This window comes from Pseudomonas sp. ES4, from assembly GCF_050586665.1.
In the GTDB taxonomy this organism is placed as follows: domain Bacteria; phylum Pseudomonadota; class Gammaproteobacteria; order Pseudomonadales; family Pseudomonadaceae; genus Aquipseudomonas; species Aquipseudomonas frederiksbergensis.
Genome location: NZ_JBOBDO010000002.1, coordinates 384,523 through 405,208 on the forward strand (window position 1 = coordinate 384,523; position 20,686 = coordinate 405,208).

The window sequence follows — 20,686 nt, forward strand, 5'->3', positions numbered from 1 at the left end:
AGGACGCTCACTGACAATGCCAAAGAAGCGGCCAGTTGACACTGCTGCAAGTGCTGCAGATATCGAGAAATCGATCCAAGCCCTGAACAAAATGGCTGAACGCCTGTGGGGAGATGGTCGAGAGAGCGAGGCTAAAGCCCTCCTCGATGCCTTGGATGCGTTAAACCGGGCGCTGGACCGGATCAGGATTGGTGAAAGTCGCAGGGTTCTTCATTGAATACCGTCTTGGATCTGGAACGAGGGTTGATGGCATGGCGCACTCATTTCAATACCAGATAACCGAATCCGTTCGGGTGGTTGAGATCGAGATTGGAAAACTGCTCGATTTGGCGGCAATGCTGAAAGAGGATGGAAACGATGCCTTGGCGACGGCCGTCTCGAATCAGGCGAATAAGCTGCTTGAGGCTGCGGTGGCACTGAGAATTGCAATGGCAGGCTAGCTGCATGCCGATCGTTCAATAGTCTGCCCCACCCCGGGCTTTGCACCTGTCATGCCTTCGTCACACTGACCAAGCACACTGCAGGCAGCCAAAGGGATTTGGCCACGTGTATAAAGAGCCCGGCCTGGCGCCGGGCTTTTTCGTTCTTGAGCACCTCACAACGACAGCAATCCACTGTACAACCCATACGCTGCCAACCCGGCCCCGGCGATAACGCAGGCAAAAATCCCTTTCTCGACAGGCGAAAACAAAGGCTCGCCCTGCTCATGTTTTGCCTTGGCAAATAAAATCACTCCGGGCGCATACAACAACGCCGAGAGCAGCAAATACTTCACCCCGCCGGCATACAACAGCCACACCGCGTAACACAGTGCGATCCCGCCAATCATCAAGTCTTTGGTGCGCTCGGCCGATGCGTGTTCGTAGGTTTCGCCGCGCCCGCTCAACAATACTGCATAGGCCGCCGACCACAGGTAGGGCACCAGAATCATCGATGACGCGAGGTAGATCAGACTGGTGTAGGTGCCGGCAGAGAACAGTGTTATCAGCAGGAAAATCTGGATCATCACATTGGTCAGCCACAAGGCGTTGACCGGTACATGGTTGGCGTTTTCCTTTTTCAGGAAGGCCGGCATGGTCTTGTCCTTGGCCGTGGCAAAGAGAATTTCAGCACAGAGCAGCGCCCATGACAGCAACGCCCCCAACAGCGAAATCGCCAAACCAATGCTGATCAACAGCGCCCCCCAATGACCGACGATATGCTCCATCACCGTCGCCAGTGACGGATTCTGCAGTTTGGCCAATTCGGGCTGGCTCATGACGCCGAGGGACAGCACGTTAACCAATACCAGCAGCGCCAACACCCCGAGGAAACCGATGACCGTCGCTCGGCCTACATCCGAACGCTTTTCCGCCCGGGCCGAATACACACTGGCGCCTTCGATGCCGATAAAGACGAAGACCGTTACCAGCATCATGTTGCGCACCTGATCCATCACACCGCCAAAATCCGGATTGCTGCGGCCCCAGATATCCCGGGTAAAGATGTCAGCCTTGAAGGCCACGGCAGCGATCACGATAAACATGATCAACGGCACGATCTTGGCGACGGTGGTCAGTTGATTGATGAAGGCGGCCTCTTTGATTCCGCGCATCACCAAAAAATGCACCGACCACAGAAGGATCGAGGCGCAGCCGATGGCGATCGGCGTGTTGCCTTGGCCAAAAACCGGAAAAAAATAACCCAGGGTGCTGAACAGCAGCACGAAGTAACCGACGTTGCCTAGCCAGGCGCTGATCCAGTAACCCCAGGCGGAAGAAAAACCCATGTAATCGCCAAACCCGGCCTTGGCATAGGCATACACCCCGGAATCCAGCTCGGGTTTGCGATTGGCCAGCGTCTGAAAGACGAAGGCCAGGGTCAGCATGCCAACGGCAGTGATTGCCCAGCCGATCAATATCGCGCCTACGTCGGCTTTCTCGGCCATATTTTGCGGCAGGGAAAAGATCCCGCCACCGATCATCGATCCCACTACTAAGGCAATCAGCGCATTCAAGCGGAGCTTTTGTGTCGTCTGTGACATTTTTTTTGCGCCTCCGTTTACCCGCGGGGACTTTCATAGTCGGTATTAACCAATTGACAAAGCGTAATAGGGGTTACCGATTAACGCCAGGCAAAGGATTTTTTATAACTTTTCGCAATAAAAACAGCAGTGTAATTATCAGCACCTCATTGGGCACCCATGAAACAGCAATTAAAATTTGCCAAACACTGGAAACCAACTAGCGTGAAGTCAGCAATTATTTTCTCCCTGGCCGCTTAAAAACAGTCACGACAACAAGATTATTACGAACAGCCTTATTTTCGTAAGTCTTTAAATAACAATGAAATATAGATATGCATTAATCGAAAGAACATAACGAAACCAATGTTGTTTCTCCTCCCCTGCAATGGAGTCATGCAATGTCTGAATCCCCGGGAAAACTGAAACTCGGCGCGCTGGTTGCATTGGTCGTCGGTTCCATGATCGGGGGTGGGATCTTTTCCCTGCCGCAGAACATGGCCGCCAGTGCTGACGTCGGTGCCGTTCTGATCGGTTGGGCAATTACGGCCGTTGGCATGCTGACCCTGGCCTTTGTTTTCCAGACGCTGGCCAACCGCAAGCCCGATCTGGACGGCGGTGTCTACGCCTACGCCAAGGCGGGTTTCGGCGACTACATGGGTTTCTCGTCTGCCTGGGGCTACTGGATCAGTGCCTGGCTGGGTAACGTTGGTTACTTTGTTTTACTGTTCAGCACCCTTGGTTACTTCTTTCCGATCTTCGGTGAAGGCAACACGGTGGCGGCGATCATCGGCGCGTCGGTGCTGCTCTGGGCCGTGCACTTTCTCGTGCTGCGCGGGATCAAGGAAGCCGCATTCATCAACCTGGTGACCACGGTCGCCAAAATCGTACCGCTACTGCTGTTTGTCCTGATCGCGATTTTCGCCTTCAAGCTGGATATCTTCACCGCCGATATCTGGGGCCTCAAAAACCCGGACCTGGGCAGCGTGATGAACCAGGTGCGCAAGATGATGCTGGTTACCGTCTGGGTATTCATCGGCATTGAAGGCGCGAGCATCTTCTCGGCCCGTGCGGAAAAACGCAGCGATGTGGGTAAAGCCACCGTGATCGGGTTCATCACCGTGCTGCTGTTCCTGGTGCTGGTCAATGTACTGTCGCTGGGGATCATGACCCAACCGGAATTGGCCAAACTGCAGAACCCGTCCATGGCCGCGGTGCTGGAACACGTGGTCGGTGAGTGGGGCGCGGTACTGATCAGCGTCGGCCTGATCATTTCGTTGCTCGGTGCGCTGCTGTCGTGGGTGTTGTTGTGTGCGGAAATCATGTTTGCCGCCGCCAAGGACCACACCATGCCGGCCTTCCTGCGCAAGGAAAATGCCAACCAGGTGCCGGTCAACGCCTTGTGGCTGACCAATGCGATGGTGCAACTGTTCCTGATCATCACGCTGTTCTCGGCCAGTACCTACCTGTCGCTGATCTACCTCGCCACCTCGATGATTCTGGTGCCGTACTTGTGGTCTGCGGCTTATGCGCTGCTGCTGGCGATGCGCGGTGAGAGCTATGAAAACGCTCTGGCCGAACGCAGGAAAGACTTGTTCATCGGCGCCATTGCGGTGATTTATGCGATCTGGCTGATTTATGCCGGCGGCGTCAAATACCTGCTGCTCTCCGCCCTGCTCTACGCCCCCGGCGTCATTCTGTTCGCCAAGGCTAAACTTGAAGTCAATAAACCGGTTTTCACCAACGTCGAGAAGTTGATTTTCGCAGCAGTCGTCGTCGGCGCCCTGGTCGCAGCCTACGGGCTGTATGACGGCTTCCTGACCCTGTAACGCCTAAGTGTTTTGTCATCTGGAGGATCACTGCAATGACCACCGAAAAAGTTAAGTACGGCGTCCATTCCGAAGCCGGCAAACTGCGTAAAGTCATGGTTTGCTCCCCAGGCCTGGCTCACCAGCGGCTAACCCCGAATAACTGTGACGAACTGCTGTTCGACGATGTGCTGTGGGTCGCCCAGGCCAAGCGTGACCATTTCGACTTTGTCACCAAAATGCGCGAGCGCAACGTCGATGTGCTGGAAATGCACAACCTGCTGACCGATATCGTCGCCATCCCCGAAGCGTTGGACTGGATCCTGGAACGCAAGATCACCGCCGACTCGGTTGGGTTGGGTTTGATCAACGAAACCGGTTCCTGGCTGCGCAGCCTCGAGCCACGCAAGATCGCCGAGTTTCTGATTGGCGGGGTGTCTGCCGATGACCTGCCGACCAGTTTCGGTGGCAAGACCATCGAAATGTTCCGCGATTTCCTCGGCCATTCCAGTTTTATTCTGCCGCCACTGCCCAATACCCAGTTTACCCGCGACACCACTTGCTGGATCTACGGCGGTGTGACGCTGAACCCGATGTACTGGCCGGCGCGCCGTCAGGAAACCTTGCTGGCGACGGCCATCTACAAGTTCCATCCGCAGTTCACCAACGCCGACTTCCAGATCTGGTATGGCGATCCGGACAAGGACCACGGCAATTCCACCCTGGAAGGAGGTGACGTCATGCCGATCGGTAACGGCGTGGTCTTGATCGGTATGGGCGAACGCTCGTCTCGTCAGGCTATCGGCCAACTGGCAGTCAATTTGTTCAAGAACAAAGCTGTTGAGAAAGTGATTGTCGCCGGCCTGCCGAAATCCCGTGCAGCGATGCACCTGGACACGGTGTTCAGTTTCTGCGACCGCGATGTAGTGACCATCTTCCCGGAAGTGGTGAACCAGATCGTGGCCTTCACCCTTCGCCCTGACGAAAGCAAACCCGGTGGCATCGACATCCGTCGCGAAGAGACCAACTTCCTCGACACCGTGGCCAAAGCCCTCAACCTCAAAGCGCTGCGCGTCGTCGAAACCGGCGGCAACAGCTTCGCCGCCGAACGCGAGCAGTGGGATGACGGCAACAACGTGGTCGCTGTGGAGCCGGGTGTGGTGATCGGTTACGACCGCAACACCTACACCAATACGCTGCTGCGCAAGGCTGGCGTGGAAGTCATCACCATCAGCGCTGGCGAACTGGGTCGCGGCAGAGGCGGCGGCCACTGCATGACGTGCCCGATCATTCGCGACCCTATCGACTATTAATTTGCCCACCTGCGCCTGCGCTTATAAAGCACAGGCGTTGGGATAACCGACATCCAAGGAGATCCAAAATGGCCTTTAATATTCACAACCGTAATTTGCTGAGCCTGGAGCACCACACGCCTCGCGAATTACGCTATCTGCTGGACTTGTCTCGCGACCTCAAGCGCGCCAAGTACACCGGCACCGAGCAGCAACACCTCAAAGGCAACAACATCGCGTTGATCTTCGAAAAAACCTCGACCCGGACCCGTTGCGCCTTCGAAGTGGCAGCCTATGACCAAGGCGCCAATGTCACCTACATCGACCCGAACTCTTCGCAAATCGGCCACAAGGAAAGCATGAAGGACACCGCCCGCGTATTGGGTCGCATGTATGACGCCATCGAATACCGTGGCTTCAAGCAGGAAATCGTCGAAGAACTGGCCAAGTTCGCCGGTGTGCCAGTGTTCAACGGTCTGACCGATGAGTACCACCCGACGCAAATGATTGCCGACGTGCTGACCATGCGTGAAAACGCCGACAAGCCGATTCATGAGATCAGTTACGCCTATTTGGGCGACGCCCGTAACAACATGGGCAACTCGCTGCTGCTGATCGGCGCCAAGCTCGGCATGGACGTGCGCATTTGCGCGCCGAAAGCCCTGTGGCCGGCGGACGATCTGGTCGCTCGCTGCAAAAAATACGCAGAGGAAAGCGGCGCTCGCATCACCCTGACCGAAGACCCTAAAGCCGCCGTCAAAGGCGTGGACTTCATTCACACCGATGTCTGGGTATCGATGGGTGAACCGGTTGAAGCCTGGGCCGAACGCATCAAACAACTGCTGCCATACCAGGTCAATGCGGAATTGATGAAAGCCACCGGCAATCCGCGCACCAAGTTCATGCACTGTCTGCCGGCATTCCACAACTGCGACACCAAGATCGGCAAACAGATCGCCGAACAATACCCGCACCTTAGCAACGGTATTGAAGTCACCGATGACGTGTTCGAGTCGCCAGCCTGCATTGCCTTCGAGCAAGCGGAAAACCGCATGCACACCATCAAGGCGATTCTGGTGTCGACCCTTGCTGACCTGTAACGGCTGATGCGGTTTGCCTTTCTGTGGGAGCGTGGCTTGCCTGTATCGCGGGCAAGCCACGCTCCCACAGGAGACCGAGCCGTCCGTTGCCTCACTGTTTAGAAGGACTGCATTATGCGTATCGTCGTTGCTCTGGGTGGTAACGCCCTGCTCCGCCGTGGTGAACCCATGACCTCGGACAATCAGCGCGCCAACATCCGGATCGCCACCGAACAGATCGCCAAGATTCATCCTGGCAATCAACTGGTCATCGCCCATGGCAATGGTCCGCAGGTCGGCCTGTTGTCGCTGCAAGCCGCGGCCTACACCTCGGTTTCGCCGTATCCGCTGGACGTGCTGGGTGCCGAAACCGAAGGGATGATCGGCTACATCATCGAACAGGAACTGGGCAACCTGCTGGACTTCGAAGTGCCCTTCGCCACCCTGCTCACTCAAGTCGAAGTCGATGCCAATGACCCGGCGTTCCAGAACCCTACCAAACCCATTGGCCCGGTCTACACCAAGGCTGAGGCGGAACAACTCGCGGCCGAAAAAGGCTGGGCGATTGCCCCGGACGGTGACAAGTTCCGTCGCGTAGTCGCCAGCCCAAGACCCAAGCGTATTTTTGAAATTCGCCCGATCAAGTGGCTGCTGGAAAAAGACAGTATTGTGATTTGCGCGGGGGGGGGCGGCATCCCGACGATGTACGGCGCCAGCGGCAAACTGCAGGGCGTGGAAGCGGTGATCGACAAAGACCTGTGCTCGGCGCTGCTGGCTGAACAGCTGGAAAGCGATCTGCTGGTGATCGCCACCGACGTCAATGCCGCCTACATCGATTTCGGCAAACCCACCCAGAAAGCCATCGCTCAGGCTCACCCCGACGAAATGGAAAAACTCGGCTTTGCGGCTGGGTCCATGGGGCCGAAAGTCCAGGCCGCCTGCGAGTTCGCCCGCCATACCGGCAAAGTCGCGGTAATCGGTTCACTCTCGGACATCGAGGCTATCGTTCAGGGCACAGCGGGCACCCGTATCAGCACCAAGGCATCTGGCATTACCTATTTGTGAGGAGAGACGACAATGGCAACGTTCGACCCCGGACATCTGCACATCGAGCGCCACGCGCTGACCAAGGACGATGTCAACTACAACCTGCACCTGGACTATGAAGTGTTCAAGGATCCCAAGGAAGGCAAAGGGATGCAGTTCACATTGCACGGTTCGATCCAGGGCAAGGAGATGACGGAAACGTTCTTCCTCCCCAAGGATCAAGCCTACAACTTCGCCAGGAATGTCACGAAAATTCTTGAAAAGCACGGTATCCCCAAAGTGCACAGCAGCCTTGGGTCAAATCACAAATTCTACGACTTGATGTTCGAAGACATGAGGGAGCAGCTGGATATGAAATCAGGCGACCCGGTCAAACCAGAACATCTGGAGTGATCCGGGCGCGCTTTTCTATCGTTATCAGTGAAGCGGCCAGAACCACGCGTGTTGCTGTGGGCACTGGCCGCGCAAATCCCTGAGGGATATCGGCAAGGCTTCAGCCCAATTCACTTTCCCGGATGAGCTTCTTGTTAATCTTCCCGACGCTGGTTTTAGGGATCTCGGCAACGAACTTGAACTGCTTGGGAATCGCCCACTTGTTGATGCGACCACGCTCGACAAACCCTTGAAGGTGCGCCTCCAGGATCTTGCGGTCCAGGTACTGCCCGGGCTCGCACACCACCAGCGCCATCGGCCGTTCGCCCCATTGCTCATCGGCGATGCCTACCACCGCGACCGACATGACAGCCACGTGTTCGCTGATCAGGCTCTCCAGCTCAAGAGAACTGATCCACTCCCCGCCCGTCTTGATCACATCCTTGATGCGATCCTTGATTTCCACTCCTCCCAGCGGGTCGATAGAGGCCAGGTCACCGGTGTGCAGCCAGCCGTTGTGCCACAACTCGGCGCCCTTTTCCGGCTCCTTGAAATAGCCTTGGGTCAGCCAGGGTGCGCGTACCACGATCTCGCCCAAAGACTCGCCGTCATGGGTAACCTCATTGCCATCGGCATCGATGATTTTCAGGTCGACCATCGGTACAGGCGTGCCCGTCTTGATGCGGGTGGCCAGTTGGGCTTGCGGGGATTGTTCGAGGTCTTCATCACGCAGGTAAGTCAGGCACAGCAACGGACAGGTTTCCGACATGCCGTAGCCGCTGTGCACCTGAATGCCTTTGGCGCTCGCTTCGCTGGCAATACCTAATGTCAGCGCGCTGCCCCCCAGGAGCATTTTCCAGCCATCGAATCGAGTTCGTTCAGCTTCTTCGCAGTTCAGGATCATTTGCAAAATGGTCGGTACACAGTGGGAGAACGTGACTTTCTCCTCTCGATACAGCCTGACCAGACTGTTGGGCTCGTAGCGACCGGGGTAGACCTGCTTGATCCCCATCAGGGTGGCGACATACGGCACACCCCAGGCATGCACGTGAAACATCGGCGTGATCGGCATATAGACGTCATCCGAGCGCAGCAGCGGCAACCCCTGATAGACGCCCAACGTGCCGACGGCATTCAAGGTGTGCAACACCAGTTGGCGGTGGGTGAAATACACGCCTTTGGGGTCGCCAGTGGTGCCCGTGGTGTAGAACAGGGTCGCCACGGAGTTTTCATCGAAATCGGGAAAGTCGTACTGGTCAGCCGCCCCGGCCAACAGGTTTTCATATTCCCCCAGCACCGGTAGCGACGTCTGGATGGCGGTGTCGTCCGTCAACTGCAGGTAGCCTTTGACGGTTTTGAGCTGCCCGTGAATCTGTTCTACCAGAGGCAGGAAGTCGTCATGCACCAGCACCAGGTCATCCTCGGCATGGTTCATGGTGAACAGCACCTGATCCGGCGAAAGACGGATATTCACCGTATGCAGCACCGCACCGATCATCGGTACGGCAAAGAAGCATTCCAGGTAGCGGTGGCTGTCCCAGTCGAGCAGGGCCACCGTGTCCCCGGCCTTGACGCCGGCAGCGGTCAAGGCGTTGGCCAGCCGGCGGATCCGCTGGTTGAGGGTCTGGTAGCTGTAGCGCAGTTTGTCGGCATACACGATTTCCCGACCCGGCTCGTAGCGCACGCCGGACAGCAGCAATTGCTTGATCAGCAAGGGGTAGGCATAGGCGCCGTCGGCGGGCGGAATTATTTTTGTCGCCATCATGGTTGTGGTTCCCGGTCCTTTTTACGTGGGCTCAGAACTGCGCTGCGTCCAATTGATAGAGGCATTCGCTGCCCGCCTTGGCCGATGCACTCAACGAGTGGATGCGTGGCAGCAGACGGGCGAAGTAGAAGCGCGCGGTGGCCAGTTTGCTGGCGTAGAAATCGTCTTTTGAATGCGTGCTCATGGCCGCCTTGGCCATTCGCGCCCACATGTAGGCGTACGCGGTGTAGCCGAACACGTGCAGGTACTCGACCGAAGCCGCGCCGATTTCATTCGGGTTGCTCTGGGCCCGGTCCAGCAGCCATGCGGTCAGTTCGTCGAGGGTGTCGACGGCGGCGTTCAACGGTTGGGTGAACTCTCTGAGGTCAGCGCAGGCATTGGCGGTATAGGTGCGGATTTCCGAAGCGAACAGCCGGTACAGCGCCCCGCCACTGCCGACGATTTTGCGCCCGGCCAGGTCCAGTGACTGGATACCGTTGGTGCCTTCGTAGATCTGGGTGATGCGCACATCGCGAACCAGTTGTTCCTGGCCCCATTCGCGGATGTAACCATGGCCGCCGAAGACCTGCTGGCCGTGCACCGTGGTTTCCAGCCCCATGTCGGTGAGGAACGCCTTGGCCACCGGGGTCAGCAGCGACACCAAATCTTCCGCCCGCTTGCGGGTGGTGGCGTCATCGCTGTACTTGGCAGTGTCCAGTTGCAGCGCCACGTAGCTGGAGAACGCCCGCCCGCCTTCGTTCAACGCTTTCATGGTCAACAACATGCGCCGTACGTCCGGGTGCACGATGATCGGATCGGCGGCCTTGTCCTTGTTCTGCGCACCGGTCGGCGAACGGCTTTGCAGGCGGTCACGGGCGTATTCGACGGCGTTCTGGTACGAACGCTCACCCAACGCCAGACCCTGGATACCCACGCCCAGACGCTCGTAATTCATCATGGTGAACATGGCCGCCAGGCCCTTGTTCGGCGCATCGATAATCCAGCCGGTCGCCCCGTCAAAGTTCATCACGCAGGTGGCCGAAGCCTTGATGCCCATCTTGTGCTCGATGGAACCGCAGGACAGCGAGTTGCGCTCGCCCAGCGAGCCATCGTCATTGACCAGCACCTTGGGCACCAGAAACAGGGAAATGCCTTTGGGGCCGGCGGGTGCATCAGGCAACCGCGCCAGTACCAGATGAATGATGTTTTCAGTCAGGTCGTGCTCGCCGCCAGTGATGAAAATCTTGCTGCCACTGATCTTGAAACTGCCGTCGGCCTGAGGTTCGGCACGGGTGCGAATCAGGCCAAGGTCCGTGCCGGCATGCGCCTCGGTCAGGCACATGGAACCGGTCCAGGTGCCGGCGTACATGTTTGGCAGATAGCGTTCCTTGAGCGCTTCACTGGCATGGGCATTGATCGACAGGCACGCACCGGCGGTCAGCATCGGGTACAGGCCGAACGACAGGCTTGCCGAGTTGACCATCTCTTCGACCTGAGCCGAAATCGCCTTGGGCATGCCCATGCCACCGAACTGTGGATCGCCGCCCACACCCACCCAACCGCCTTCGGCGAATGCCTGGTAGGCCGTAACAAAACCATCCGGCGCCGTGACTGCGCCATTGCTCCAGGTGCAGCCCTGCTCGTCGCTGCTGCGGTTCAGTGGCGCGATGACTTCGCCACTGATTTTGCCGGCCTCTTCAAGGATCGCAGCGGCTGTTTCTTCATCGATCACCTCGGCCAGGCCAGGCAACCGGGCCCATAAGCTGGACACCTTGAAGACTTCGTTGAGTACGAAGCGCATATCGCGCAAAGGAGCTTTGTAATCAGACATGGTTGGCTTACTCGGAAGTGGTCAGGGCATGGGGCATACCCTGGCGTTGAGAGGTGTCGGTTTCAGCGGCTTGCGCCACGTGAGCTTGCAAAACGGGGTGACGCAGCAGGAAGTACGACAGGGCAGGAATCAACACCAGCGCGCCAAGCATGTTCCACAGGAACATGAAGGTCAGCAGGATGCCCATGTCGGCCTGGAACTTGATCGGCGACCAGACCCAGCACACCACGCCCGCCGCCAAAGTGATGCCCACCAGGCCCACGACCCGGCCGGTAAACGACACGGCGTTGCGGTACGCCTGAGACAGCGGCAGGCCCTGACGCTGGTAATGCAACTGCACGCTGAGCAGGTACAACGCGTAATCCACGCCAATGCCCACGCCCAATGCGATCACCGGCAGGGTGGCGACCTTCACGCCAATGCCCATGGCGACCATCAACGCTTCGCAGAGGATCGAGGTCAGCACCAGCGGCAACAACGCAACCAACGTGGCGCGCCAGCTGCGGAAGGTGATCAGGCAGAACAGCGTGACCGCCGCATAGACGTAAAGCAGCATGGTGCGATTGGCCTCGCGCACCACGATGTTGGTCGCCGCCTCAATCCCGGCCGACCCGGCCGCCAGCAGGAACTGCCGATCTTCGCTGTTGTTCTCGCGAGCGAATTTTTCGGCAATGCCCACCACGGCATCCAGGGTCTCGGCCTTGTGGTCCTTGAGGAAGGTGATCACCGGCATCAGCGAACAGTCGGTGTTGAACAACTCCGGGGAGTTGACCGAGGCTTGCTGTGCGGCGTAGTTCAGCACGTCCTGATTGCGCTGGATGCTGTTGAGCTTGGGGTTGCCTTCGTAGGTGCCGGCGGTGATTTGGCGCACCGCGTTGACCAACGACGCCGTGGCCTGTACGCCCGGATACTGCTGCAGTTCCCAGGCCAGGCGGTCAGCGAGGACCAGCGTCTTGTAGTTCAAGCAGCCTTCTGGCGCAGTCTTGATCATCACCGCGAACAGGTCGCTGGACAGCGCGTAGTGGCTGGTGATGTAGGCGTTGTCACGGTTATAGCGCGAGTCGGCACGCAACTCCGGCGCGCCACTTTCCAGGTCGCCGATCTTCAGCTGCAAACTGACCATGAAGCCGCCGATGCCCATCAGCATCGCGACCAATACCGCCCCCGTGGCCCACTTGCGCGTGGTGAAACGGTCGAGCAAGTCCCACAGTTTGCCGAAGCCTTTGTGCCCCTCTGCGCGGGTGTCGATTTTCAGCGCACGCTCGGCAGCCTTGGCGCCGACGCCGACATAAGACAGCGCCACCGGCATCAGCAACAGCGAGGTGAAAATCAGCACCGCCACACCGATACTGGCGGTGATCGCCAGGTCGCGGATCACTGGAATATCGATCAGCATCAGCACCGCGAACCCGACAGCGTCGGCCAGCAGTGCAGTGACGCCGGCAATGAACAGGCGGCGAAAGGTGTAGCGTGCGGCGATCAGCCTGTGGGTGCCGCGGGCGATGTCTTGCATGATCCCGTTCATCTTCTGCGCCGCGTGGGACACACCGATGGCGAAGATCAGGAACGGCACCAGCACCGAGTACGGATCGATGGCATAGCCCAACCAGGCGACGATGCCCAGTTGCCAGACCACCGCGATCAACGAGCAGCCGACCACCAGCAAGGTGCTGCGCACGCATCGGGTGTAGGCGTAGATGATGATCAGCGACGTGACCACGGCCAGGCCGAAGAACATCATCACCTGGATCAGGCCGTCGATCAGGTCGCCCATCAGTTTGGCGAAACCGATCACCCGGACTTTGTACTGGCCCTTGCCCTCCTCCCCGGCCTTGCGTGCAGCGCTGTCGCCGGCGAACTCGATCTTGTCGCGCAACTGCTCTTCGAGCATCTGCGAAAAGGCGTGGTAGTCGATGCGCTGACCGCTGGCCGTGGCCTTGTCCAGCAGTGGCACGATCAGCATGCTCGATTTGTAGTCGCTGGCCACCAGGCTGCCGACGATACCGGCGCGGGAAATGTTCTGGCGCAGCTGTTCTATTTGCTCAGGCTTGCCCTCATAGGTATCGGGCATCACCGGGCCACCCTGGAACCCTTCCTCGGTGACTTCGGTCCAGCGCACCGCCGGGCTCCACAACGACTTCATCCAGGCGCGGTCGACGCCTTCGGTGAGGAACAACTTGTCATTGACCTGCTTGAGCACGTCCAGGTAACCGGGGTCGAAAATATCGCCCTGGGTGTTCTCCACCACCACCCGGACCGAGTTGCCCAAACCGCGCAGCGACTGGCGGTTTTCCAGGAAGTTCTGGATGTACGGCTGACTCTGCGGAATCATTTTTTCGAAGCTGGGGCGAAGCTCCAGACGCGTTGCGGCCATGTAGCCCAACACCACGGTGGCCAGCGCCATCAGCAGCATGAACAACGGGCGGTAGTTGAACACCAACCGCTCCAGCAGGTTGCCGGAATGGCGGTCGAAATCCCGCAGATCGCGGATTACCGGCATGGTTTCTTGTTTGATATTGCCCATGTCTGGGTACTCGCTCTAAGGGTTCGAGGGCTTGTCAACGGACAGCGTCCGTGCACCACGGCTGCCAACCACTACCAGCGCACCGTTGGCGGCACGCGTGACGCCCGTCACCGGGACTGGTTCGGCTTGCTGCAACCAGTGCATTTGCGCACCGCCCCCCTGGCTCACCAGCATCTGCCCGCCCTGAGTGAACAGGCGGTAATCACCCTGGGCATCGACGATTCCGGCAGTGATGCTGACGCGCAGGCCACTGTCCTGCGGGGTCCAGCTGAGGCCGCCATCGGTGCTGCGCAGCACATTGCCGCGCAAGCCGTAGACGAGGACTTCCCCGGGTTTGCCGAGCACCCCGAAAAAACTGCCCTGATAAGGTGTCTGCACGGCGGCGAAACGCTGTTGGGCGTCATCCCATTTCAGCAACAAGCCCTGCTCGCCGGCGATGTACAGCGCATCCCCGGTGGAGGCGATGGCGTTGAGGTGAAAACCCTGCGGGTTGTCGGTGCGGTCCTGGAACGGTGTCCAGCTCTGGCCGCCATCCTCGGTGCGCAGGATCAGGTTGAACACCCCGACCACATAGCCGAGGCGCTCGTTGGCAAACCAGACATCGAGCAACGGTTTGTCGGCGCCTTGCGCCACCAGGCGCTCACCTTCGGCGACCAGCAGCGGCCATTGTTCGTTGCCCGGTTCTGCACTGGCCAACGCACCGTAATGCTTGACCAGCAAGGCCCCGATCTCGCGACCGTCCAGTTGCTTGCGCCAGGTCGCGCCCGCATCGTTGCTGTGCAACACCACACCGTCGCCGCCCACCGCCCAGCCTTGGGTCGAGGAAGGAAAACTCACGGCATTGAGGTCGGCACTGACCGGCACCGCTGCCTGCTGCCAGTGCTGGCCGGCATCATCGGAAAACAGAATATGGCCACGCTGGCCGACGGCGATCACCCGCTCACCGGCGCGGGCCATGCCGGACAACGGACTGTTGATGGCCAAGGCACTGACCCTGGCGGGCAGGTCCAGCACATCGACGTAATCGGCCGCGTGGGTGACGCCCTGCAACAGGCCGAGCACCACACCAAACGCCACCTGCAAATAATTCTTATACGAACACATACCGCGTCCTCTTCGGAAAACCGCGCCGGGACACACATCCGTGTGTCTGACGTTCACACCTGGCGCCCGCGACGATCGGCGTGCACCGACCGCCACACGATCCACGCTTGGTGAGCCGTGGACCTTGCGGGCGCTTTTTGCGGTTGGCTTAGCGAATGCCGCTGCCGGCCAGGGATTCCGACGACCATTGCGCCTTGGAGAGCGGATCGATGTACTTGATGCCGCCGTAAGGCCCGACCACGCCGTTGATGTTGTACGAGCCTCCTACCAAGTCGTAGATCATGAAGGGCGTGGAATCCGGGATCTGCTTGTCGTAGCTCTGGCTGAGGAAGGCGAAGGAGCCACGGTACAGCTGACCACGGGCGTCGTATTGGTCAGAAGCCAGAGCGGTCCAGCTGTCTTCATCGAGGTAGAAGCGGCGCTTCTGATAGATGTGTCGGGCGCCGGCCTTGAGGTTGCCTTCCACGACCCACACGCGATGTTTTTCCCAACGCACGTAATCGGGAGCCAGGTGATTGGCGGTGGTCAGCGACTTGGGATCCTGGGCGTAGGTCAGCTTGTAGGTGTTGTAGGGCACGATCATTTCCTGCTTACCCACCAGCTTCCAGTCGTAGCGATCCAGTGCACCGTTGAACACGAAAACATCGTCGTAGGTGCCCGCGCCGGCGGTGCCGGGGTTAGGCGTGTCGTAAGCCAGGTTCGGTGCCAGCTTGACCCGACGCTGGCCAGGCAGGTATTGCCAGGCGCGACGCGGCTGTTGCAGCGGGTTGGCGGCGTCCTTGAGCATCACCGCTTCACCGGCCCGGCGCGCAGGGCCGGTGTAGGACAGCTTCATCTGGTAGTACACGTCAGCGCTGCTGATCGGCTGCGCGAGGTTTTCGTAGATCGGGTAGGAAATGAACGCCTGGCCGGTGGTCGCCAGGCTCGGCACGCCGGCGGAGTCGACGTTCCAGGAGTCGTACTTGGAGTTGATGCTCACGCCTTGATAGCGCAGCAGGAAGTTCCACATTGCTTCGTTGCCCGACTGCGGGATCGGGAACGGCACGCCCGGCAGCACGTTATCGATGGCCAGACCGCCTTCGAGGGACTTGGCGCCGCTGGCATTCTTCACGCCGTTATCGAGGATGGCTTTGGGCAGCGAAACGGTGCGGTGGGTCGGGTAGACATTGACGTGGAAACTCGGGAAACGTTTGGCCAGTTCCGCCGTGGTTGCACTGAGCAAGCCCTTGTACTGATCGACGTTTTTGCCGTCGATCACCAGCAATGGTTTTTCGTTGGCGAAGGGATCCGGACGCATGCTGTCACCGGATTTGAAACTGGCCGGCGGCGTGGTCAAGCCACCCTCATAGGCGGGGATGGAACCATCAGCGTTCCCGGCCTTCTCGGCGCCCACCAGGGTCAGGCTGCTGCCCAATTTGGCAGCCTCCTGAGGTGAAACAGCGGCCTGTGCCTGGGCGGCAAGGACCATGGCCAGCGAAGCGGCCAACACGGTTTTTGCGAATTTCATCTTGTTATTCTCCTGCTTGCATTGAGCAAATCAGTGGTGCATCAAAAAGTGGTTTTCATCGTCAGGTAAACGGCGCCACGGTCCTCAGTCGTGGCCCCTCCACCGGAGAAGGCTGAGTAGCCACCGCCGTAACAGGCGTAGTTTTCATTGCCGCTAAAGGCATTGGGTGTGGAACCGTCGCCGCTGCCGGCATTGGCCGCGCCGGTGCTCAGACCGCTGGTGTCGCACTTGTCGGTCTTGCCGAAGGAGTCCACGTACTTCAGGTCAACGAAGTATTTGTTGTACACAACGGCCCCGAGGCCGATGGCGTAGTTTCCGGTGTCCTTGGCACCGCCACCGGAGACCGGTGAGACGCCGTCGAGACCGACGTTGATGGACATCGGTGCGTTGAGGTCGACGCCGGGAAACACCTGGTACCAAGTCGGCGTGAAGTTGACCGCGATGCCCCAGTTGTCCCGGGTCGGCTGGTCGATGCCGCGATAGGTGTCCTTGCCTTTGTAGAGCGCCTCGTTCTTGCTATCGAGCTTGAGCAGGTTGCTGTAATACAGCTCGCCCAGCAGGGTTGCCGAATCGAACACCGGCGTTTTGGCAATGGTCATCAGACCGTTGAGCGTCCAGTGCAAGGTGTCGCCAGTGGCGGCCATGCTGTCGCCCCCCTGCGGGGTGTCATACACCACACCGGTGGCCGCCGTACGCGCCGGCAACAGGCCAAGACCCGCGCCCAGGCCCAGCGGACTGTTCGTGCTGACAACCGCCGGAATACTGGCCAGCGGCATGTTGTGACGGATGTTCAGGTCAGAACCGACGCTCACCCCGCCCACATCCTTGGACAGGCTCAAGCCAACGATCTTGATGTTGTCGGCATAGGCCATTTGATAGGTGGCGGTGCTCAGCGAGTTGAGCGTGTTGATCACCGCAGGCACTTGCCCGGCCGGCCGGGTGCCGTTGGGGTTGGCCGAACTCAGGCCTCTGGCATCCAGCCAGGCTTGCGGCAGGATTTCCGAGGTTTCGCGGTAGTAAACGCCGAGGGTGCCATCCAGCCAGGCCGGCGACCACTTGGCCATAACGCCCCAGTCACCGCGCTTGTCCGGTGTCAGGTCATGACCGCGACGCACATTGGTCAAGCCATTGCAGGGCGCCAGGCCACAACCCAGGGGGCTGCCCGGCACCACGCCATTGGTGTTGCCCAGCAGGAACGACTGCGCACCGAAACCGACCAGATCGGAACCACCATAGTAAGTACCGGCTTCAGGCAGGCGCGCAGCATCCCAATCGAGGAAATACTGGGCACCCACGGTCAACTCGGGATTGACGGTGAACGACATCGACAACTGGTTACGCGGAACGAACAGTTCCTTGGCTTCGGTACCGGGCGAGGCAGCCAGTTTGGCCAGGTCCAGGCCCGATTGGCCGTAACTGTTCGAGTGCACCGGGTTGAGAATGGTCTCGCCCCAGAACACGTTGTGCTGACCGGCCTTGACGCTCAGCAGTGACTCCTCGCCCACTTCGGTGCTGTAGAACACGAAGGCATCGAGGATTTCGCCGGACGGCCCGGTGTAGTAACGCTGGGCATAGTTGCTCAAGTGCGGGCTGCCGTTGCCAACGTTGTCACCGGTGACGCCGGCCAGACGTGGATCGTTGGCGACCAGCCCCGACCTTGCGTCGTTGCCGTTGACGAACGGGTTGGAATTGGAACCGGTGTTTTCATAGGCCTTGTCATACCAACTGGCCGCACTGACACGAAAACCCATGTGGTTCTGGTAGACCACATCCAGCTCGGTCAACAGGTCGACACGGTTGGTGATGTTGGTCCCGGCCTTGCGGAAGTTGTAGTCGCCGTCGTTGTTGTTCGGCGTTGCCAGCATGCGTTTGTCAGCGCTTTCGGTGCGTACGCCGTAGTTGTACTTCACGGTGTTATCAAGACGTACGGTCCAGTCCGGGTTACCTGTGTCGAGCTCGATCGCCTGCGCGACCGGCACGGCTGCGGCCAGGATGGCCGAGGCCAACAAGGTGTAACGCGAGGGTGCGAACCCGTGACTCTTATTGTTGTGCATTGCGTTGTCTCCGCCTTTTTGTATTTGTTTTAAGCGCAGCCGCCCTCGCGCAACCCCTTGTTCCAGGGGTTTACGGTTTCAGGAATGAGGGCAAATGCCGGATGGCGCGGGCCAAACGGCGCCTGAACTAACGATCCAGCTCGAGGATGAGGGCTTCGGCGTGTGGCCAGTGCCCATACCCGGCAGCAGGATTGAGGTGACCGACTTCGCCGAGGTTGAGCAGTTCGCTGCCCCAGCCGTCGGCCATGCGCGTGGCGGCATCCAGGCTGGCAAGGTGGTCGTTGGTACTGGCGGCCACCAGGCTGCGGAACGGCAACCGGCCTTTGGGCAGAGGGTCCCAACCCTGGCTACGCAGGGTTTCAGCGGATGGGTAGCCCTGCGGCCACTGGGCATCGAGGTCCGGCGGAGCGGCCAGCAGCGCACCCTTGATCGGCCGACTGTGCTGCGCCGCCCAGTGCGCGACCATCAGCACACCCGCGCTGTGAGCGACCAGAATCACCGGCCCGTCGATCTGCTCCAGCGCGTGCTGGATCGCTTCGACCCGCTTGGCGCAATCGAGCTTGTCGGTGTCCAGCGGTGGCACACTGCGTACTTTGCACAGCCTGGCCTCCAGCAGCGTTTGCCAATGCTCGGCTACGTGCTCGCGCAGGCCCGGTACGATCAGAACGGTTGCTGCAGTTTGCAGTTTGTTCACTTTCAACACCTTCGCTTTCTCGATGACTCGACTGGCTCTGTTCGCCAGGGGCTTTTTGTAGGACTGACATTAAAGAGCGCCCGCCCGAAGCGCTTTTCATTAGACGTCAGGCACTTTTCTTTTCATGACAGATTTCCAGGTGTCGGGCACACAGCGACCATTGGTCTAATATCCCCACAGGTTCTCTACAGCTCACTGTAATCAAAGGGTGAGCGTCGATTGCTGGACAACGACGGTGTGATTTTGGACAGCATTGGGCGAACGCCCTCGACAACGTCACAACTGTTCAATCGTTGATGTGCTGGATATAGTCGCCACGCAAATTTGAATCGCAACTGGCCCAGGAAAGACCTTCGCATGCCCAAGCTTGTTCGCGCCGCCGTCTTGACCAACTACCTGGAGGTTACTCAATACCTGGGGTTCAACCCGCGCGATGTATTGGCCGGCGTCGGCTTGAGCAAAGCCAAGCTGCTAGCCCCTGAACATCGCATTCCCATCGATGCCGCCGTGCGTTTGCTGGAGGATTCGGCCGTCGCCAGTGGCTGCCAGAGTTTCGGCCTGAGCATGGCCGAGTCGCGCCAGCTCTCGGACTTCGGCGTGGTCAGCCTGCTGCTCAGCCACCAGCGTACGCTGCGCGACACGTTGCAAGTGTTGGTGCACTACCGTCATCTGATGAACGATTCGCTGGCCCTCTTCATCGAGGAGGCGGGCAAGATGGTGATCATTCGCGAAGAGGTGGTCACCGAATCGCCGATGCCCTGCCGACAAGCCAATGAACTGGCGATCGGGGTGATGTTCCGCCTGTGCGCCGCCCTGCTCGGCGCGCACTGGCAACCCTACAGCGTCAACTTCACGCACCAGCCTCCCGACAACCTGCAACTGCATCGCCGCCTGTTCGGTTGCAAACTGGAGTTCGGCAGCGAGTTCAATGGCATCGTCTGTCCCAATGCTAGCCTCGACATGACCAACCCCCATGCCGACCCGGCCATGGCGCGCTACGCCCAGAGTTACCTCGACTCACTGCTGCACCACGAAGGCCCGTCGATGCTGTTCGAGGTGCGCAAAGCCATTTACCTGTTGTTGCCGATGGGGCGCGCCACCATCGAGCAGATCGCCCAGACCCAGGGCATGAACGTACGCACCCTGCAACGTCGCCTCAAAGACGACGGCTGCGCCTTCAACGACCTGATCAACGACGTGCGCCGTGACCTGGTGTTGCGCTACCTGGAAAACCCGAATTATTCGTTGGGCCGGATCGCCGACATGCTCGGCTACTCCATGGCGAGTTCCTTCACCCGCTGGTTCATCACCCAGTTCGGCATGCCGCCCGCCGCTTGGCGCAGCGCGCAAAAGCACACCGTCAAGGCACCGTCGGACCTGAGCCCCCTGCCCGGCCCCAGCGAACCCTGAACCGGACGGAACAGACGCAGGACAGGCAAAAAAAAACGGCGACTGCTGGCACAGTCGCCGTAAAAAGAACCGGTGTTTATGACACACCGGCCGAGGAGTTCCACTGCAATGTGGAGCGAGGTCCGGCTGTAGCAGCTGTCGAGCCTGCGAGGCTGCGTTCGGCTGCGAAGCAATCGTGAATCCGGCTGACACGTTTTGCCTGATGCACCGCAGGTTCT

At 59.3% G+C, this 20,686-nt stretch carries 16 protein-coding genes; 8 read left to right on the forward strand and 8 right to left on the reverse strand.

Annotated elements, in window-relative coordinates; genetic code table 11:
* Positions 1–16: 16 nt before the first annotated feature.
* Entirely contained in the window at positions 17–217 is a 201-nt protein-coding gene (locus ACQ4OB_RS03940; protein ID WP_076030655.1) for a hypothetical protein, read from the forward strand.
* A gap of 34 nt (positions 218–251) precedes the next feature.
* Positions 252–440, forward strand: coding sequence for a hypothetical protein (locus tag ACQ4OB_RS03945; RefSeq protein ID WP_076030654.1), 189 nt, complete (start codon positions 252–254; stop codon positions 438–440).
* A 155-nt stretch (positions 441–595) separates the two neighbouring features.
* Here the strand turns inward: ACQ4OB_RS03945 and arcD (ACQ4OB_RS03950) are convergent, their stop codons facing one another.
* Positions 596–2,023: an arginine-ornithine antiporter gene (gene arcD, locus ACQ4OB_RS03950; RefSeq protein ID WP_430955169.1), complete on the reverse strand. Its 1,428-nt coding sequence runs from the start codon at positions 2,021–2,023 to the stop codon at positions 596–598.
* A 380-nt stretch (positions 2,024–2,403) separates the two neighbouring features.
* On the opposite strand from arcD (ACQ4OB_RS03950), the gene arcD (ACQ4OB_RS03955) reads away from it, so the two are divergent.
* The 5 genes from arcD (ACQ4OB_RS03955) (at position 2,404) to ACQ4OB_RS03975 (ending at position 7,621) form a co-directional block, all read left to right on the forward strand.
* Positions 2,404–3,831, forward strand: coding sequence for an arginine-ornithine antiporter (gene arcD / locus ACQ4OB_RS03955; RefSeq protein ID WP_102614253.1), 1,428 nt, complete (start codon positions 2,404–2,406; stop codon positions 3,829–3,831).
* Between the two features lie 35 nt (positions 3,832–3,866).
* The gene (arcA, locus tag ACQ4OB_RS03960; RefSeq protein ID WP_102614252.1) at positions 3,867–5,123 is read left to right on the forward strand and encodes an arginine deiminase; all 1,257 of its coding nucleotides are present in this window, start codon (positions 3,867–3,869) and stop codon (positions 5,121–5,123) included.
* Positions 5,124–5,191: 68 nt separating this feature from the next.
* Positions 5,192–6,202 carry an ornithine carbamoyltransferase gene (locus ACQ4OB_RS03965; RefSeq protein ID WP_074877720.1) on the forward strand — a complete coding sequence of 337 codons (1,011 nt, stop codon included), beginning with the start codon at positions 5,192–5,194 and terminating at the stop codon, positions 6,200–6,202.
* Positions 6,203–6,316: 114 nt separating this feature from the next.
* Positions 6,317–7,246: a carbamate kinase gene (arcC, locus tag ACQ4OB_RS03970; RefSeq protein ID WP_102614251.1), complete on the forward strand. Its 930-nt coding sequence runs from the start codon at positions 6,317–6,319 to the stop codon at positions 7,244–7,246.
* 12 nt (positions 7,247–7,258) lie between these two features.
* A complete protein-coding gene (locus ACQ4OB_RS03975; RefSeq protein ID WP_074877724.1) occupies positions 7,259–7,621 on the forward strand; it encodes a DUF5064 family protein in 363 nt (120 codons plus the stop codon).
* A gap of 100 nt (positions 7,622–7,721) precedes the next feature.
* Here ACQ4OB_RS03975 and ACQ4OB_RS03980 read toward each other — a convergent pair whose 3' ends face one another.
* The 7 genes from ACQ4OB_RS03980 to ACQ4OB_RS04010 all read right to left on the reverse strand — a co-directional run bounded on the left by ACQ4OB_RS03980 (position 7,722) and on the right by ACQ4OB_RS04010 (position 19,058).
* Positions 7,722–9,365 carry a fatty acid--CoA ligase gene (locus tag ACQ4OB_RS03980; protein ID WP_430955170.1) on the reverse strand — a complete coding sequence of 548 codons (1,644 nt, stop codon included), beginning with the start codon at positions 9,363–9,365 and terminating at the stop codon, positions 7,722–7,724.
* A gap of 31 nt (positions 9,366–9,396) precedes the next feature.
* Positions 9,397–11,175, reverse strand: a complete 1,779-nt coding sequence (locus ACQ4OB_RS03985) for an acyl-CoA dehydrogenase C-terminal domain-containing protein (protein WP_430955171.1) — start codon at positions 11,173–11,175, stop codon at positions 9,397–9,399.
* A gap of 7 nt (positions 11,176–11,182) precedes the next feature.
* Positions 11,183–13,699 carry an efflux RND transporter permease subunit gene (locus tag ACQ4OB_RS03990; protein ID WP_074877730.1) on the reverse strand — a complete coding sequence of 839 codons (2,517 nt, stop codon included), beginning with the start codon at positions 13,697–13,699 and terminating at the stop codon, positions 11,183–11,185.
* A gap of 15 nt (positions 13,700–13,714) precedes the next feature.
* Positions 13,715–14,803: a WD40/YVTN/BNR-like repeat-containing protein gene (locus tag ACQ4OB_RS03995; protein WP_430955172.1), complete on the reverse strand. Its 1,089-nt coding sequence runs from the start codon at positions 14,801–14,803 to the stop codon at positions 13,715–13,717.
* Positions 14,804–14,951: 148 nt separating this feature from the next.
* Positions 14,952–16,310: a DUF1329 domain-containing protein gene (locus ACQ4OB_RS04000; RefSeq protein ID WP_074877733.1), complete on the reverse strand. Its 1,359-nt coding sequence runs from the start codon at positions 16,308–16,310 to the stop codon at positions 14,952–14,954.
* Positions 16,311–16,351: 41 nt separating this feature from the next.
* A complete protein-coding gene (locus tag ACQ4OB_RS04005) occupies positions 16,352–18,364 on the reverse strand; it encodes a DUF1302 domain-containing protein (protein ID WP_430955173.1) in 2,013 nt (670 codons plus the stop codon).
* A 127-nt stretch (positions 18,365–18,491) separates the two neighbouring features.
* Positions 18,492–19,058, reverse strand: a complete 567-nt coding sequence (locus ACQ4OB_RS04010; RefSeq protein ID WP_074880755.1) for an RBBP9/YdeN family alpha/beta hydrolase — start codon at positions 19,056–19,058, stop codon at positions 18,492–18,494.
* A 357-nt stretch (positions 19,059–19,415) separates the two neighbouring features.
* Between ACQ4OB_RS04010 and ACQ4OB_RS04015 the strand changes: the two genes are divergently transcribed.
* Positions 19,416–20,468 carry an AraC family transcriptional regulator gene (locus tag ACQ4OB_RS04015; protein WP_074877738.1) on the forward strand — a complete coding sequence of 351 codons (1,053 nt, stop codon included), beginning with the start codon at positions 19,416–19,418 and terminating at the stop codon, positions 20,466–20,468.
* Positions 20,469–20,686 lie beyond the last annotated feature (218 nt).

Bases quoted from the DNA above. Each gene is read 5' to 3' on its own strand.
- ACQ4OB_RS03940 (WP_076030655.1), top strand. From the start codon at position 17: ATGCCAAAGAAGCGGCCAGTTGACACTGCTGCAAGTGCTGCAGATATC.
- ACQ4OB_RS03945 (WP_076030654.1), top strand. From the start codon at position 252: ATGGCGCACTCATTTCAATACCAGATAACCGAATCCGTTCGGGTGGTT.
- arcD (WP_430955169.1), bottom strand. From the start codon at position 2,023: ATGTCACAGACGACACAAAAGCTCCGCTTGAATGCGCTGATTGCCTTA.
- arcD (WP_102614253.1), top strand. From the start codon at position 2,404: ATGTCTGAATCCCCGGGAAAACTGAAACTCGGCGCGCTGGTTGCATTG.
- arcA (WP_102614252.1), top strand. From the start codon at position 3,867: ATGACCACCGAAAAAGTTAAGTACGGCGTCCATTCCGAAGCCGGCAAA.
- ACQ4OB_RS03965 (WP_074877720.1), top strand. From the start codon at position 5,192: ATGGCCTTTAATATTCACAACCGTAATTTGCTGAGCCTGGAGCACCAC.
- arcC (WP_102614251.1), top strand. From the start codon at position 6,317: ATGCGTATCGTCGTTGCTCTGGGTGGTAACGCCCTGCTCCGCCGTGGT.
- ACQ4OB_RS03975 (WP_074877724.1), top strand. From the start codon at position 7,259: ATGGCAACGTTCGACCCCGGACATCTGCACATCGAGCGCCACGCGCTG.
- ACQ4OB_RS03980 (WP_430955170.1), bottom strand. From the start codon at position 9,365: ATGATGGCGACAAAAATAATTCCGCCCGCCGACGGCGCCTATGCCTAC.
- ACQ4OB_RS03985 (WP_430955171.1), bottom strand. From the start codon at position 11,175: ATGTCTGATTACAAAGCTCCTTTGCGCGATATGCGCTTCGTACTCAAC.
- ACQ4OB_RS03990 (WP_074877730.1), bottom strand. From the start codon at position 13,699: ATGGGCAATATCAAACAAGAAACCATGCCGGTAATCCGCGATCTGCGG.
- ACQ4OB_RS03995 (WP_430955172.1), bottom strand. From the start codon at position 14,803: ATGTGTTCGTATAAGAATTATTTGCAGGTGGCGTTTGGTGTGGTGCTC.
- ACQ4OB_RS04000 (WP_074877733.1), bottom strand. From the start codon at position 16,310: ATGAAATTCGCAAAAACCGTGTTGGCCGCTTCGCTGGCCATGGTCCTT.
- ACQ4OB_RS04005 (WP_430955173.1), bottom strand. From the start codon at position 18,364: ATGCACAACAATAAGAGTCACGGGTTCGCACCCTCGCGTTACACCTTG.
- ACQ4OB_RS04015 (WP_074877738.1), top strand. From the start codon at position 19,416: ATGCCCAAGCTTGTTCGCGCCGCCGTCTTGACCAACTACCTGGAGGTT.